The organism is Paenibacillus tepidiphilus, assembly GCF_008635795.1.
GTDB lineage: Bacteria > Bacillota > Bacilli > Paenibacillales > Paenibacillaceae > Paenibacillus_AQ > Paenibacillus_AQ tepidiphilus.
In genome coordinates this window covers 44,566-58,641 of sequence record NZ_VWRQ01000025.1, presented here as the reverse complement: position 1 = coordinate 58,641, position 14,076 = coordinate 44,566, and the positions used below count along the sequence as shown (strand labels likewise).

Annotated in this window: 11 protein-coding genes; all 11 read right to left on the bottom strand. The window is 59.5% G+C overall.

Annotated features, from left to right (window positions below):
* Positions 1 to 8: 8 nt before the first annotated feature.
* The 11 genes from F1379_RS25135 to cobJ all read right to left on the bottom strand — a co-directional run bounded on the left by F1379_RS25135 (position 9) and on the right by cobJ (position 13,681).
* Positions 9 to 365 carry a hypothetical protein gene (locus tag F1379_RS25135; protein WP_150275215.1) on the bottom strand — a complete coding sequence of 119 codons (357 nt, stop codon included), beginning with the start codon at positions 363 to 365 and terminating at the stop codon, positions 9 to 11.
* A gap of 696 nt (positions 366 to 1,061) precedes the next feature.
* Positions 1,062 to 2,084 carry an HRDC domain-containing protein gene (locus tag F1379_RS25130; protein WP_150275246.1) on the bottom strand — a complete coding sequence of 341 codons (1,023 nt, stop codon included), beginning with the start codon at positions 2,082 to 2,084 and terminating at the stop codon, positions 1,062 to 1,064.
* Between the two features lie 286 nt (positions 2,085 to 2,370).
* Positions 2,371 to 4,077 carry a cobyrinic acid a,c-diamide synthase CobB gene (locus tag F1379_RS25125; RefSeq protein WP_150275214.1) on the bottom strand — a complete coding sequence of 569 codons (1,707 nt, stop codon included), beginning with the start codon at positions 4,075 to 4,077 and terminating at the stop codon, positions 2,371 to 2,373.
* Entirely contained in the window at positions 4,074 to 5,192 is a 1,119-nt protein-coding gene (locus tag F1379_RS25120; protein ID WP_150275213.1) for a cobalt-precorrin 5A hydrolase, read from the bottom strand. Before F1379_RS25120 ends, F1379_RS25125 begins: the two co-directional genes overlap by 4 nt.
* Positions 5,185 to 5,988, bottom strand: coding sequence for a precorrin-4 C(11)-methyltransferase (cobM, locus tag F1379_RS25115; RefSeq protein WP_150275212.1), 804 nt, complete (start codon positions 5,986 to 5,988; stop codon positions 5,185 to 5,187). The genes F1379_RS25120 and cobM overlap by 8 nt, the downstream gene beginning before the upstream one ends.
* The gene (gene cobI / locus F1379_RS25110) at positions 5,985 to 6,725 is read right to left on the bottom strand and encodes a precorrin-2 C(20)-methyltransferase (RefSeq protein ID WP_150275245.1); all 741 of its coding nucleotides are present in this window, start codon (positions 6,723 to 6,725) and stop codon (positions 5,985 to 5,987) included. The genes cobM and cobI overlap by 4 nt, the downstream gene beginning before the upstream one ends.
* Positions 6,726 to 6,841: 116 nt before the next feature.
* Entirely contained in the window at positions 6,842 to 8,113 is a 1,272-nt protein-coding gene (gene cbiE, locus F1379_RS25105) for a precorrin-6y C5,15-methyltransferase (decarboxylating) subunit CbiE (protein WP_150275211.1), read from the bottom strand.
* Entirely contained in the window at positions 8,106 to 9,461 is a 1,356-nt protein-coding gene (locus tag F1379_RS25100) for a cobalt-precorrin-5B (C(1))-methyltransferase (protein ID WP_239004800.1), read from the bottom strand. Before F1379_RS25100 ends, cbiE begins: the two co-directional genes overlap by 8 nt.
* Position 9,462: 1 nt before the next feature.
* Positions 9,463 to 10,116 carry a precorrin-8X methylmutase gene (locus F1379_RS25095; protein ID WP_150275210.1) on the bottom strand — a complete coding sequence of 218 codons (654 nt, stop codon included), beginning with the start codon at positions 10,114 to 10,116 and terminating at the stop codon, positions 9,463 to 9,465.
* Between the two features lie 716 nt (positions 10,117 to 10,832).
* Positions 10,833 to 11,612 carry a precorrin-6A reductase gene (cobK, locus tag F1379_RS25090; protein ID WP_150275209.1) on the bottom strand — a complete coding sequence of 260 codons (780 nt, stop codon included), beginning with the start codon at positions 11,610 to 11,612 and terminating at the stop codon, positions 10,833 to 10,835.
* Entirely contained in the window at positions 11,609 to 13,681 is a 2,073-nt protein-coding gene (gene cobJ / locus F1379_RS25085; protein ID WP_150275208.1) for a precorrin-3B C(17)-methyltransferase, read from the bottom strand. The genes cobK and cobJ overlap by 4 nt, the downstream gene beginning before the upstream one ends.
* Between the last annotated feature and the right edge of the window lie 395 nt (positions 13,682 to 14,076).

Here is a 14,076-nt window from a genome sequence, read left to right as displayed (position 1 = left end):
CCTTTGTGCTACATGCCGGAATGATTGATGTTGAACCTGATCCAGCGGTCCAGCTCTGCTCTGCTGAAATAATCAGAACCGTTGTAAGTTACATACCTCAGAGATTTTTGCGGCTCCCACGTCGATGGCTCTGAACTTTCCTGCAGCTCTAAATCTTTTATAATAGAATACAACTCCCCCGATTGGAGGCTTAAATACATGGCAGCCTCTTCAAGAGTCCACAATCCTTTTTCATTTACTGTAAAAGCAGCCTCCCTTGAAGCATGTGATTCCTTAACGCTCTGTCCGATCCGGATTCCCGAGAACGAGATAGCACCAGCCAGTAATACAGAGCATAGCAGCAATACGTCGTTTCCTCTTCTCACCGGACCGCCCCCGTTTTTTATGTATTCTATCATTCACCAAATTATTGAATAGAACATAGATCATCCATAAGATGACCTCACCAAAATTCTCCTTCGCCGTTCCTCTCTTAATGCTTTTTATCTGCAAAACTTAACATTGAGTTACCGTGAGGGTAAACGACGGGCTAGATGTAGGCGAAAAATCGACCACATTGGGCATGCGTGAGGGCAATCGGGCCTATTATCGTTATAGACGAAAAACCGACCACAATGGGCGTCCACGAGGGTAAACGGGCCTATTGTAGACGAAATACCGACCACAATGCGCTTCCGCGATGGGAAACGGGCCTATTGTAGACGAAAAATCGACCACAATGGACGTCCACGAGGGTAAACCGGCTTCATGTAGGCGAAAAATCAACCCTAATCGAAAAGCCATACACAGAACTTGCCGGTGAGACGGGATGAGCTTACTCTTTTTATGCCTAACGAAAAGCAGGGCAGTTTCGAATTAGTGTGCTTATTTCCGTAGTAACGGCAAAATTAGTGTGCGAAAATCGAATGAGTTGCATTGGTCCCAAACCTTCTCTATCCCCTTAGGTAAATATATTACGTTTCTAAGGAGAGGGCATTACCATAAGCTGTCGCGTGAACGACTGCCCGATGATAATACCCCACTTAAATCATAGTATTCCGCGAACTACGAATATGCCTCGCTTAAGAGTTACCCGCCATGGGTAGCGTATAATTTGTCTCCCGTTCTCTCCGGAACCGGATTCGCAGCAGGCGCAGGCGTTCATAGTAAATATCCAGACCTTCCGCAGGAGCAAAGCCCTCACCGTAAACCTTATAAAGCACCGGCTTCAAAAAGGTATCCCCAAGCAGTTCGTACGCCGCCATGATATTCGCCTGCTCATCGGGCGTTATTCCCTGCAGCTCATGCTCAATCAGCTTGTCGACTGTGTAGCCGTCTTTCTCCAGTTCTTCCACCGCCTCCAATACCTCTCGGCGGCTGATGCCGCTGGCTGCCTTCAGTTCCTCCATCCCCTGACCGCCCTCAATACCCTGCAGCAGCACGCGCCGCAGCCGCAGCCGCTCCAGCTGCTTCTTGTATTTCAGCTCCCGCTGCTTGTACAGCCAGGAAGTGAAGTCCGTCTCATCCACAGCGTCTTTGACCCAATGCAGCGGATAATCATGGGCCCGCTCCACCGCTGCGGTTACCGCGAGCCAGTCGCTGCCGTACTGGGCAACCTTGGCTTCACCGATGCCCGGAAGCTGCAGCAGCTCCTCCGCCGTACGCGGCAGGAACGCGCTGAGCAGCCGCAGCAGCCGGTTGCTCGCCAGAATATATGGCGCCTTCCGTTCGCTGGAGGCCTTGCCCCGGCGCCAGGCGCACAGCTCGTCATACACCGCTTCGTGGCTGAACAGCTCACTGTAATATTGCAGCCTGAGCTGATCCTGATTGCGGGCACTCAGGCTGTCCTCTTCATGGAAAACGCCGTCGATCAGCGGACGGTAGCCGTCCCCCATCTTGATGGCCAATTCATGTCTGTACACACAGAGCATTTCATTCCACGAACCGCCCTCATACCAGATACTGTCCCCTGTCTCCTGCGTTCCCGAGAAGTCGCGCCAGCCCAAATGCCAGACGCCTTCCTCTTCCCCGATCCACAGCTGGGCGAACACCTCCTGCTCCTCCCCCGATGTTCTGCTCAAGCGGTTCATAAATACAATCTGCATCCCGATCCCTACCTTCTTTGTCATGCAGCAAGCATTGCCTGCACCCCGGGCTGAAACTGCAGGCTTCATATGCCTACGACCTTCAGTCTCTTCCCTCTGTGCACAAAAAAAAGCACCTCTTCCACGCCGCCTGGGCGTAAAAGAGGTGCTCCCTCATTCATGCTATACTGTTAAAACTTAGGATACCATATATTGCCGAACAGTCAATCTATTTTTACTTGGATTGTGTGGAGTCCCAGCTTAGCTATCCGGGTACTCCGCCGCCTGTATCCATCAATGACTATGCTCACCTTGGCTTCCGGCAGGCAAAGTTGCGGCAGGCCTCAACCAGCCGCAGGCCCGCCGGCCTGTAGGAAGCCAGATGAATATGCGTATATGCCGCCAGCACATTGCCAGCCGCATAGCCCTCCGGCCGGGTACCGGTCCGCCCTGTGCTGGAATAGGCGAAGGTACCCGGAGCTTCTCCGTCGTAAATCATCTCTGAATAATGAAATTCATGGCCGCGCAGACACTCTCCCTCCCGCAGCAGGAGATGATCCTGCAGCGCAGTAACCTCGCGGTAGCCAAGGGCCACCCGGCGCTCGCGCATGATTGTAGCGGCGGGAATAATCCCCGCCATCTCATGTCTGGCGCCCGCCCGGTCCGTCAGACTGCGGGCCAGCACCATGTAGCCGCCGCATTCTGCATACAGCGGCATTCCGGCGGTTGCGGCGCGGCGCAGCCCGCCCAGAAAAGCGGTATTGCCGGCAATTTCTGCGGCGAACTCCTCGGGGAAGCCGCCGCCGAGCATGATTCCGTCCGCCATGGCCGGAATCCCTTCACCTGCCAGCGGGCTGAAGAATACGAGGCGCGCTCCGGCCTCCGCCAGCAGCTCCAGATTGTCGGCGTAATAGAAATTAAACGCCGCATCGCGGGCCACGGCGAGCACCGGGGCAGCCGCAGCTGCTGTAGGCTGCAGCATTCGTTTGGCTCCGGCGGCAGAGACCGCCGGGGACAAAGCAGGGGCGCGAAAAGCTCCGCCTCCAGCGACAGCGGTCGACAAGACAGGTGCACAAGAAGCTCCGCCTGCGGAATCTGCAGACGGTGTAACCGCGCAGGCTGCTCCCTCTGCGGGGACCGCAGGCGGAGTAGCCTGCTTACGCTTGGCTCCGGCGGCTGAATTCGCCGGGGGCACAACCTTCGCGCACGCTGCACCGCCTGCCGGCTCTGCGGCCGGCAGTACAGCAGGGCTGCTGCCCGGCGGGTGCTCTTCTGCCGCAGGCCCCGGCAGGAACGGCGGCGCCTCCGAAGCGATCTGCAGCAGCCGGTCAAGATTCGTCCCGGCCTCCAGTGAATCTGCGGCCAGCCCGAACAAGCCCTCCAGCTCGCCCCGCTCCACCGCAGGCAGCAGGCCCAGATGGCGCTCGGGGATCTGGAGCGCCCCGTTACGCGGCAGCCAGCCGATGACAGGTATGCCGCAGGCGGCCTCAATCGCCGCCTGCACCAGAGAATAATGCTCCCGGCTGCCGCAGCGGTTGACGATGACCGCCGCAAGATTGACGCGCGGCTCCAGCCGCTGAAAGCCCAGCACCACCGCCGCCGCACTGCGCCCCATGCTCCGGGCATCGACCACAAGCACCACAGGAGATTCTGTCAGAATGGCAATCTCCGCTGTAGAGCCGGCCAGGCCTGTAGCTCCCTTACCGTCATATAGCCCCATAACCCCTTCGATCACGGACAGATCCGCCGCCCCGGAAGTGCGCAGGAAGTACTCCTGCACATACCCCTCCGGGGTCATCCAGGCATCGAGATTGCGGGCTTCACAGCCTGCAGCGGCACTGTGGTAGGCCGGATCAATATAATCCGGCCCGCATTTGAAGCCCTGCACCCGCAGGCCGCGCCGCGCGTAAGCGCGCATCAGGCCCAGGGTGACGGTGGTTTTGCCGGAGCCGCTGCCCGTACCGGCCACAATCAGCCGGGGACGCCGCTCTGCCCGGCAGTTAGTCTCACTCATTCCACAGCCATCCCCTCGTCTGCATAAGGAACCCGGGCCACGGCAATCGTCACATTGCCGCTCTTGAGCTTTGGCTGCAGCAAATCAGCCGCACCCGAAGACAGCAGCGCCGCCGGTTCGCATACCCCGTAGGCCCCTGTCGCCCGGAAGACGACCTCGGAGGGCACCGGAACCGTCATCCGGTTCAACTCCTCCGGCGTATACAGCTGCAGCTCCCAGTCATATTTGGCGCATAAAGCCAGCAGGCCGGCCTCATCGCCTTTGATTGCGGCGGTGGCCACATTCCGCACGCTCAGCGAGGAAAGCTCCAGCGCGGCGAGTGTATCCTTTACCACAGCCTCAAGCTCGGCCTCCGAAGTGCCGCGGTTGCAGCCGAGGCCCAGCACGAGGCTGCGCGGGCGGTACACCACCGTCTCAGCCGGCAGCAGCGCCTGCTCCCCGGCGCTTAGCAGCCTGTCGGTGATGACAATCGCCGCCGCCCAGGCAGTGCCCGCAGCCGCCAGCCCGGTCACCCCCGGGAGCCGTGACACATGCTCCGGCTGCACGGCACCGGAGGGCAGCCAGTCCCGCTCCCCGCAGGTCTGCACCACGGCAACTGGCTCGCCGTTCACCAGTGCGGCGCTGACCGCCTTCAGCGGTGCCGGACGCTCCGCCCGCCAGCCGAATTCCAGGCCCAGCAAATCCACGGCGAAGCTGCCCTGCACATCCGAAGCGGTCGTAATGACCGGGTGGGCGCCGAGCAGCCCGGCGATCCGCAGCGTCAGCTGGTTGGCGCCGCCGAGATGCCCGGAGAGCATGCTGATGACATGCTCTCCGCGCTCATCAATGACGACGACGGCGGGATCAGCCGTCTTATGCTCCAGCAGCGGGGCGAGCAGCCGCACGGCCGCCCCCAGTGAGAAGAACAGTACCAGTCCTTCATAGCTCCGGAACAAATCCGGAAGCAGTGGTTTGAGCGGCCCGTCGAACAGCCGCCGCTCTCCCGGCTCTTCCGACAAGCCGCCGCTGTATTTGGCGTAACAATAGACTTCCATATCCCCCATACGCCCGGCAAGCTCCAGCGCCAGCCGGATGCCATTGCGTGTAATGGCTACGGCGGCATATTTCTTAGCCATTGCCGCCGCTTCCTTCCCGGAAGCCGTGGGTAAAGGCTTTATCGTACAGCTTCGAACGGTGGGCGTCCCGGTCCGCAAGGCCGGGATCGAGCGCCCAGCCGGCCAGAATCATTGCATGCTTGGCAATACCCGCAGCCCGCAGCTCTTCCTCCAGCCCGGATACGGTTGTACGTACGATCCGCTGATCCGGCCAGGTGGCCCGTTCAACAACGGCCACCGGTGTGTCGGGGCTCCAGCCGGCGGCGAGGAACTCTTCAGCGGCATATCCGGCCAGCGAGGCGCTGAGGAACAGCGCCACCGTACAGTGATGCGCCGCCAGCTCGCGCAGCCGCTCCCGCTCCGGCACCGGGGTGCGCCCTTCGGCGCGCGTCAGGATGACCGTCTGCGTCAGCTCCGGCACCGTGAGCTCAGCGCCCAGCACAGCCGCCGCAGCGAAGACAGAGCTGACGCCGGGCACGATCTCGCAGCCGATGCCAAGCAGCTTAAGCAGCGCGATCTGCTCCAGAATCGCGCCGTACATCGCGGGATCGCCTGTATGTACCCGGGCGACGCTGCGCCCGCCCTGCACCGCTTCCGCCATAACGGCAATCTGGCGCTCCAGATCCATGCCTGAGCTCTGCAGCACCGTGGCGCCCGGCTTCGCTTCGGCGATCAGCTCGGCACTGACCAGTGAATCCGCGTACAGAACGAGATCGGCCGACCGGAGAATCCGCCGGCCCTTCACTGTAATCAGCTCCGGATCACCGGGACCCGCCCCGACAATGTACACCTTCGGTTCCAGCAGCGTCTCTCTCATTTGCTCACCACCATCAGGCTGAGGTACTCCAGCTTCGTGCCGCGCAGCTCCCGGGCATCGCGCCAGATCCGCTCGCTGCCGGAGGTCGCTTTGGTTACAACGGAGGCCTTCTCCGCAAGGCCCAGCTCTTCCAGTACATCCAGCACCGTATCCAGCACCTTCGCTACCTTGAGGAATACGACCGTATCATGGTGCAGCAGCGCTTCCCGCAGTGCCGCTCGGTCTTCCGTCGCCGGAATGATTCCCACCCGCTGATCGCTGTCGGCCAGCGGAAGCCCGAGGGATGCCGCCGCTCCCAGAAAGGAGGAGATGCCCGGTACCGATACAATAGGCACCTGCGGATGCATGTCCTGCATCAGGCGGGCCAGATGAATAAAGGTGCTGTACAGATGCGGATCGCCTTCGGTTACAAAAGCGACGTCATTCCCGCGCCGAAGCTCATCCCAGCACAGCTCCACCGTCCATTTCCAGCCGTTCGCCAGCTGCAGCGGGTCCCTGGTCATCGGGAAGACAAGCCCCAGCATCGTTTTCTCAGCGGCATTTACATGCAGGTCGATAATATCCTGGGCATAGGACTTGCCGCCCTTCTGCGTTGCCGGATAAGCAATTACCGGACATTCCTTCAGCAAACGGCAGGCCTTAAGGGTAATCAGCTCCGGATCGCCGGGTCCCACGCCAATTCCGTATAGCGTACCGGTTGTCAAAGGACCGGAGCCTTGCCCGGCATCCCGGAGCATATCTTCGAGACCGTCCCCGCCGGCCCAGGGTCTCTGCACTTCTGCCCCGGCAATCGTAGCCGCTTGGTCTGTATACAAGGAATCCGTCAGGATGCCCGTGTCTTTATTGCCCATTATCATTTCCCCCTTTGACTTTGATGCAGAGAGTGCTGCTCCCCGCCTGGTTTCTCGCCTCTGACGACGTAGACCGGATTCATGCCCTCGAAACGGGTCATCCCGCATATCGGTTTCCCCCGCGAAGCCTGAAGCAGGGTAATCTCCGGATTCATTCCCGCCACTTCCAGCGCAGTCATCGCCCCTTGCAGCGTCTCAACTGTAATCGCCGTAATGACCATTCGCCCGCCGGGCTGCAGCCGGTCCGCTCCGAGAGCGATAATTGCCGCCAGTTCTCCGCCGCTGCCTCCGATAAATATGGCATCCGGGGCCGGCAGCGAATCCAGTCCTTGCGGTACTTTGGCTATAATAATTTCGTAATCCGCCCGGAATTCCAGCCGGTTAGCCTCCATATTCGGCAGATTCTTGCCGTCCTTCTCCACAGCATACACCTGTCCCGAACAGGCGATTCGTGCACATTCCGCCGCCACAGCGCCGGACCCCGAGCCGATATCCCAGACAACCGACGTATCGCTCAGGTTCAGCTCGGACAATGCCAAGGCGCGCACCTCGCGTTTGGTGATCAGCCCCTTGTCCGGACGCCGCTGCGCGAACGCCTCATCCGGATAGGCAAAGCCGCGCCGCAGAACAGCCTCCGCTTTTTTTTGCCGCAGGATCAGTATATTCAGCCCGGAAAACTGCTCAGCCGTAAGCTCCGCCAGCTCCGTCAGCTCCCAGAACCGGCATTTCTCCTCCGGCCCGCCGAGCTGTTCACAGACAAAAGCCTCGTATTCCGTCATCCCGAATTCCAACAAATAAGCGGCGATCCGCGCGGGCGTGTTCCGGTCATCGGTCAGAATGGCGATTTTGCGCCGGCCGTCCATTCGCTGGGCCAATCCGCGGATCGGCCGTCCATGCAGACTGATCAGTTCAGCATCCTGCCAGCTGTCCCCAAGCCGGGCAAAAGCCAGCTGCACACTGCTGTAATGCGGAATCACCTCAACTTGCCCCGGACCAAACTTCTGCACGAGATAACCGCCGATCCCGAAGAACAGCGGGTCTCCCGAAGCCAGCACTACTGTCCGCCGCGTCTGCCGCACTTCCTCCAATTTACCGGCAAACGCGGCAAGACCGCCGCGCAGCACGATTTTTTGCCCGCTGTAATCCGCAAAAAAGTCCAGCTGCCGCTCCCCGCCCATCAGCACCTCGCTGTCCCTGACAATTCCGAGGCTCTTCGGCGATAGCCCGCCCGCGCCATCCTCACCGATACCGATCACATAGATGATTTTATCCACTGCACTCCGCCCTTCCCAGCACCCGGCCCTTCATCGTAATCAGCACCATTTCCACCGTCATGCCCCCATTCACATGGCTCAGGCAATGGCGGCAGGCATATTCACATATTTTTTCAAAAAAAAGCCGGTTTCCCGCCTCCGTCATCATATCGACCACTTGCGCGGCGGTATTGGCGGCGGCGATGGCCGTAAGCGTCTCCTGCCCGGCTCCGGAATCAGCGGCAACCGCGGCGAGAAAGCCGAAATCGACCGGTGCATTCTTGGAGTGGATCAGCATCGCCCCCTGCGCCACCTTGGAAAATTTGCCCGCCATTCCTACCAGCGTCACTTTGCCGATGCCGTAAGCCTTGGCGTGGGTCAGCGAGAAGCCGACGTATTCGCCCATCTGTACAAAAGCTTCCTCCGGAAGCTGCCCGAACATCGCCTGCGCATATTTCTCGCTGCTGCCCCCGGTGGTCAGCACAATATGGCGCCCGCCCGCCGCAGCGGCCACAGAAATCGCCTGCTCGACGCTTGCTTTGTACGCCTCGGTGGAGAACGGCGTGACCACGCCGCGCGTGCCAAGGATGGAGATGCCGCCAACGATCCCCAAGCGCGGATTCAGCGTCCTGGCCGCAATCGCTTCACCTTCGGGCACGCTGATCACCACCCGCAGTCCCTGCGCTGCGCCAAGTTCCTCCAGCACCTCCGTCACCGCTTCGCGGATCATCCGCTGCGGCACGGGATTGATCGCCGCTTTCCCCGGCGGCACCGGCAGGCCGGGCTTCGTAACCCGCCCGACGCCCCGGCCGCCGTCGATTTCCACACCCGGCTCCGCACGCCAGCTCACGGTTGCCTCGATCAGCGCTCCGTGGGTGGCGTCCGGATCGTCTCCGGCGTCTTTGACCGTCGCGCAGGTTGCCGCGCCGGTCTCCTCCCGCCGCCAGCCGGTCAGCTGGAAGCTGTGCCGGAACCCGGCTGGCAGGCAGAGCTCCACCGCCGGCGCCGCTTCGCCGGTGAGCAGCAGCAGCGCCGCGCCTTTGGCTGCGGCCGCCGCGCAGGCGCCGGTCGTGTAGCCCCGGCGCAGCGGGCCTGCCGGAGCGCCGGCGGCCGGGGGCTCTCCGGCATGGCCGGCGTCTGGAGCGCCGGCTTTACTCGCGGCTGGCGACGCAGGCGCCGGGCACGCAGGAGCGCCGGCTTTACTCGCGGCTGGCGACGCAGGCGCCGGGGACGCAAGAACGCCGGCTTTACTCGCGGCTTGCAACGCAGGCGCACCTGCAATGCCAGACGCCGGGCACGCTGGCTTGCTTTCAGGCTTCTCTGGATGGCCGCCCTGCCTGGCTGCCTTCCTGCCGCGCATTCCGCCCATGCTATGCCTCCCGCCGGGCGGCAAGCAGACTGAGCGCGTTGAGCGCAGCCACAACCACCGTGCTGCCGCCCTTCCGTCCGATATTCGTGATGTAGGGCATATCCAGGCGGCGCAGCTCATCCTTAGACTCGGCCGCCGAGACGAAGCCGACCGGCATCCCGATTACAAGGCCGGGGCTCACCGCGCCCTCTCTGACCAGCCGGATCAGCTCCAGCAGCGCCGTCGGCGCATTGCCGATGACATAAATGCCGCCCGGTGCCTCCCGGCAGGCTTTGCGTATCGCCATGATTGCACGAGTGGCACCTATTTCCCGGGCCTCCTGTACCACATCCGGATCACCGATGTGCACTCTGACTTCGCAGCCGTATTGCGCCAGCCGCGGTTTGGAGATGCCCGCTTCCACCATACGCACATCGGCAATAACCGGCTGTCCCGCACGGATGGCCGCTATTCCTGCGGCAATCGCCTCAGGATGGAATACCAGGCTCCGCCCCAGCTCAAAATCGGCAGAAGCGTGGATAATCCGCTGTACCACCGGGAACTGTTCGGGCGTAAAATCATGTGCCCCCAGTTCCTCCGCTATCATATCAAAGCTCAGATTTTCAATTTCCTGGGGTTCCACCGTAAGCGGCTTGAACTCCGTTCCAAAATCCATCACTCTTCCTCCTTCCACCTTCTGTACTCCCAGCGACTTGTAATCGCAGGTAGATTCGTTGTCTGGAATGCATTCAGGAAAACCTATACTTGTGATAAGCCAGTACGTACGGCAGAACTGTCTACATGCGGGCTTCGCTTTCAGCAAGTTTATGGGAGACCACCACCTATAGCAGACCTGGATGTCGGCAACTTATGTTTTTAACTAACTTCCGAATTTCCGAATAGTATGCTTACCACAAACTTTTGCACTTCAACAAAATTATGCTTACGGAATACTTATGTTTTTCGGCTATTTACCGCTTGTCGCAAACTTCGGTTTTCCACAAACCTATGCTAACAATGATCTTTCGAATTTTAGCAAAATTAATACTCATCGCAAACCAGCGGTTATGTAAATCTTGCGCCTGTAGCAAACTTACGCTTATTACTAGAACCAGTAGCCGCCAACTTTAGTTGCATTTTGTACACTTAAAAAGGCCAATTCGTTTGCTCCAGAGCGAATAATTGCACTTCATACATCTATATCCAGACATTTCCTTCTATACGCGGCTTCTACCGGATAATAGTTGTATAAAATGCAGCTAAACGATCAGACAGCCAGCAATCCCAATAAATAGTTGTACAGAATGCAATTAAGGTCTGAAGCTTCACAAGCTGGTCGCTATTAAAATTATTAGGTTCGCATTGTACAGCTTTCCGCCTCTTACACTCTTCTTATTTCAGCTCCGGCGCAGCCAGAAGCGCCTCAGTCAGTGCTGTAAAAGAATCGAATCGGCGTACAGTAAGGTAACTCGTCCGGGGCCGGGAAATAACAATTACGTGCAGGCCCATATCGAGGGCGGCATGCACCTTTTCGTCGAGTGAGCCTTCGGCGCCGCTTTCCTTGGTGATCATAACCTCAGTTCCGTATTGCCGGAACAACTCTTCATTCAGCCCCCGGGAAAAAGGGCCCTGCAGCCCAATAATATTGCGCTGCTCAATACCCAGCTCCAGACAGCGCGTGATATTCTCCAGACAGGGCAGCAGCCGCACCGTCAAGCGGATTTGCGGATCGCCAAGCAGCTGCCTTGCGAAGATCTCCAGCGTCTTGCCGCCGGTCGTCAGCATGATCGAGCCCTTTAGCTTCCTGGCCTGCAGCGCTGCCGCCTCATAGCTGGGAACTGTAATCAGCCGGGGATGCCCGGCATAGGACAGGCTCCGCCGCTCATAGCGGTAGCAGGGCAGCTCCAGCGCGGCCGCAGCAGCGGCGGCATTCGCATGCGCTTCCTCTGCATACGGATGGCTGGCATCCACCACTGCGCGGAAGCCGCCTTCCCGCAGCACGCGGATCATTGCCTCCCGATCCAGCCTGCCCGTAACCGAGCGTATCCCGGCTTCAGCCAGCCTGACGGCGGCACTCGGGGTCACCACGGACGCCACTAGCGGCAGCCCGTGCCCGCTAAGGGTCAGCGCCAGCTCACGGGCATCGCCGGTACCGCAGAGCATAAAGATCATCGCGCCGGCTTCCCCTTGTCCTCTTGCTGCACACCCGCAACCGCAGGCGCCACGGATACCGGCTGACGGTCATGATCATGGCCGTGACTATGGCTGTTGTGCCCATGATCATGGCCGTGACTATGACTGTTGTGCCCATGATCATGGCTGTGCCCCTGGTCGTGGGTATGGCTATGTCCGTGCCCATGATCATGGCTATGATGATGTCCATGATGATGTTGACGATTCGCTGCCGCCGTGGAACGGTAACTGCAATTATCGCAGTTCATGTTTGTCTGGCCGGACAAGGCTTCATTCATCCGCTCCTCAAGCATCTCGGAGAACAGCGGATGCGTGCCGATATAGCTGCCGAGCTCCACGATAATCTCCGGATGGGCTGCGGCGAAAGCACCGACTGTCTCCTCAAATTGTCTCATCAGCACCCCGGTGAACAGCAGATACGGCAGAACGATAATTCTGCGCGCTCCAAGCGTCAGGCAGCGTTCCAGTCCATCCGGCAAGGAAGGCTTTGCCACCGCGATGAAACAGCTCTCAACGCTTGCATAAGCGGTCTTTTCCCAGAGCATCCTCGCCAGCTTGCAGAGATCGCTGTTGGCATCGGGATCACTTCCCCCGCGGCCCATAAGAAGGACTACCGTATCTTTGTCTTCCACAGAAATCCCGGCCGGATCAGCAGTGTCTTCCTGACCTTCAAGACCCATCTTATTCAGCGGGTTCAGTTCATCCATCGCCACGGCTGGCACATGCTCTATACGGCCATAGCTATACCCGGCATTGTGTCTGCCGTCACCGGCTTCCGGGCCATCGGCCCATTCATGCAGCAGAGGATACTCCGGCTGCAGCCGGACTGCCTCCGTAATCCGATCCTGGAGAATTTCCACTGCCCGTTCTTGTACACCGACCGGACGGCCGTATATAAATTTCACCCCAGGGTAGCTGCTGCGGGCCCAGTCCAACGCTGCGGGGATATCGAGCTTGGCGTGTCCTGCTGCGAACAGAATAATAGGAACTACATAGATCACCTCTGCCCCGGCTTGCACACACAGGTCAACACCTTCGGCAATCGACGGTGCGGCCAGCTCGATAAAACAGGTTTCAATATGCAGTTCGGGTCTGCGTGAGGCCAGCTGTGCTGTAAGATCTAGCAGCTGCTCATTGCCTTCGGGCACCCGGCTGCCGTGTCCGACCAGCAGCACCGCGCTTTTCCGTTCCTCTCCAGTACGTCCCGGCCGGGCCGAATCCAGCGCCCACGGCTCCGCCGCCGGCCGCAGCCGTTCATGCGGCTTCAGCGGCTGGACTTCTTCGCCCAGATTATACTTGCGTTCATACCCGCGCGGCGTGACCATGATTCCTTCGTAGACAGTTGTCGCTGAATTGCCGACAATCACTGTAGACAGCATACCGATCTCCTGCTCCAGCATTGCCTGCAGTGTTGTAATCACCGTCTGCTGGCGCTCACGGTAGGCATTCTTGACAATGCCCACCGGTGTGGCCGGGTCGCGGTAGCGCAGCAGAATCTCCCGGGCTTCTTCAATCTGGCGCGTCCGCTTATGGCTGCGCGGATTGTAAAAGGCAATCACGAAATCGGCCGAAGCAGCGGCTTCAATCCGTGCCGCAATACTCTCCCAAGGCGTCAGGTGGTCGCTGAGGCTGATTGTGCAGGCATCATGCATAACCGGAGCGCCAAGCAGCGAAGCGCAGGACTGGATGGCTGAAATACCGGGAATGACCTCTACCTGTGGCCCTTCTTCCGTCTTCCAGCCTCTTTCCATCAGCACCTCATAGATCAGGCCGGCCATGCCGTAGACGCCTGCGTCTCCGCTGGAGATCACCGCCACCGCTTGCCCGGACTCTGCCCTGCGCACAGCCTCCTGGGCCCGGCTGACCTCTTCGGTCATGCCGGTGCCTACGATCTCCTGATGCGTCAGCAGGGGCTTGATCAGCTCCACATAGGTGTTATAGCCGATGACCGCCTCGCTTTCTTCAATGGCGGCCAAAGCCCGGCCGGTAATATGCTCCAGCGCACCCGGCCCAAAGCCGATGACCCACAGCTTCCCTTGATTGTTCATGTATGTTTCCTCCGTTTCCGCTTTTCTCCCTCAACCCGTTGCTGCTTATGTTTATGCTGTTCACTGAGGTACGCTAACGCAGTGACCAGCCTGCCTCAGTTTCATTTATGCCGGCCCTTCGTTCCTTGCCAGGTCCTTAGTCAATCCAGGCCTTTACCTGTTCCATTTATGCCGGCTTCGTATGCCGGCCCTTCGTTCCTTGCCAGGTCCTTAGTCAATCCAGGCCTTTACCTGTTCCATTTATGCCGGCTTCGTATACAGGCTCTTCATTCCTTGCCAGATCCTTCGTCAATCCAGGCCTTTACCTGTTTCATTTTATGCCGGCTTCGTATACAGGCTCTTCATTCCTGCGGCCATCTAAAGCCAGTTCAGGTTAGGCCAGTTCAAGCGATCGC